At 58.5% G+C, this 1,756-nt stretch carries 2 protein-coding genes and 1 pseudogene; all 3 read left to right on the top strand.

Annotation, left to right across the window (positions count from 1 at the left end):
• Positions 1 to 333, top strand: a 333-nt coding sequence (locus AWB81_RS42675; protein WP_144444384.1) for a porin, incomplete at its 5' end; no start/stop codon positions are given.
• 355 nt (positions 334 to 688) lie between these two features.
• Positions 689 to 1,066, top strand: coding sequence for a BON domain-containing protein (locus AWB81_RS42665; protein WP_062644580.1), 378 nt, complete (start codon positions 689 to 691; stop codon positions 1,064 to 1,066).
• A gap of 60 nt (positions 1,067 to 1,126) precedes the next feature.
• Positions 1,127 to 1,440: pseudogene (locus AWB81_RS42660) on the top strand (4Fe-4S dicluster domain-containing protein); the annotation flags it as partial.
• Positions 1,441 to 1,756 lie beyond the last annotated feature (316 nt).

Here is a 1,756-nt window from a genome sequence, read left to right as displayed (position 1 = left end):
ATATCCGCCTCGTACGGCATTGGCAAGAACCCGGCGAACACCAACACCGCGGACTTCGAAATGGCATCCGGCGGCCTTGGCTACCAGTTCAGTCCGCGCTTCAAGGTCACGTCCGGCTTCTACTACCTGAAGGACCGGAACCATTCGGCGAATCATTCGAGCGAAGTCGCGGTGGGTGCCGAGTACAACCTGTCGCAGCGGACCAAGGCGTACGCGCAAGTCGGGTATGTCAACAACGATGGCACCATGAACCAGACAGTCGTCTATGGGGCTCCCGTCGCGCCGGGCAAGTCGACCACCGCGGCGATGGCCGGCATCCGACATGCCTTCTGATTCGGCCAACCTTTAACCCACAACTAATCACATGCATAGGCACGGCCGTGGCATCAAATAACCGGAACGATAAGTCATGAGTAAAGCGAATAACTCGTTGCGCGAGATTGTCGAGCACTGGCTGGCCCCGGATCCGGCCAACGGACTTCGGGTGACTGAGTTCCGCAACAGACGATCCAAACGCGAATGCTATGTGTGCGTCGAAAGATTAACGGCGGCAGGTCCGGTTGCGATGTTCTTTTTTCGACACCAAGACAGCGCGTGGCGCATATTCCCACCGAGTCGGGAACGGCCGGCAATGCGTGCCACCTAAATCGAACTTTTAACTTAACACACTAGCGTCGGGGAGTACTCAATGATGAGCATCAAGACATTCAGGCTGGCTGTCGGAGCCGTAATCGTTGCAACATCCATGACCGCATGGTCCCAGACCAGCGACACGGCCAGTGCACCGGGTGCATCCGCAATGGCGGCCTCGGGTTCAGCGGCACCGGCCACAGGAACAAAGGCGAATCGTACCCTGCGCCGGCAGGTCTATAGCGCCATCGCGAAGCACAAGGAGATCAGTGCGGGCAACATCAGCGTCATCGCGAAAGACGGCGCTGTGACGCTCAATGGCTCAGTCACGGACGCGTCCCAGGTGGGCACGGTCGCGGACATCGCGAAGGGCGTTCCCGAAGTCACTTCGGTCACCAACAAGCTGACTGTGCAAAAGCCATTTGGCGGCATGTAAGCTGCCGCAGTCCGCACGGCAAAGCGACGGGGCCGACGAATGAGGCGGTCCGCCGACCTCAACGTACCGCGAAAGCTGCACCATCAGCATTCGGTTCACGAGATGCTCAAGCCCGCTTCGCAATGCAACCCGATCACGTATCCGAAGCCGGATCAACCTTCGACCGGCTCTCGTGGGTGTTCATTTCGAACACGAATCACGAGGAGAACTGGCCGGCGCATCTGACGCTGAAAGACCCGTCGGTGCCGGTCAATGTGAACTGGCAGACCTATGCGGGTCCGGAATCGCGTTACTGCCCGGCGGCCGTGCATGAGTTCGTCAAGAACGACGACGGCGGCGAGCGTCTCGTGATCCATGCGCATAACTGCGTGCATGAGTCGTTTCTGTGAGTGGTGGACCGGCGCATCCCATCGACGCAACAGGCGCATTGATTACCGTCAAGGCTCTCCGAACTGAAGCGTGATCACGGCCGCTTCGCGATGAATTCGCACAGGCAGTCTCGGAGGACGACATCACGAATCACGTGCTCGCGTTCAGCCAGACGGGACAGATATCAAAGTACGCCGTGCCGCAGGTGGTGAAGATCGTCGATCGACTCGAAAAGACGAGCGTGGGCAAATTGAACAAGAAGCGGCTGCGCGAACAGTTCGCGTGATCGCACAAACGGAAAGCACCATCATGAGCATTATT

This window comes from Caballeronia arationis (assembly GCF_001544975.2).
Lineage (GTDB): Bacteria > Pseudomonadota > Gammaproteobacteria > Burkholderiales > Burkholderiaceae > Caballeronia > Caballeronia arationis.
Note: the sequence above shows the minus strand (reverse complement) of the source record. Positions and strands in the feature narration are given on the sequence as shown.

What these genes read in the sequence shown, in the direction of transcription:
- AWB81_RS42665 (WP_062644580.1), top strand. Translation starts at nt 689, where the DNA reads ATGATGAGCATCAAGACATTCAGGCTGGCTGTCGGAGCCGTAATCGTT.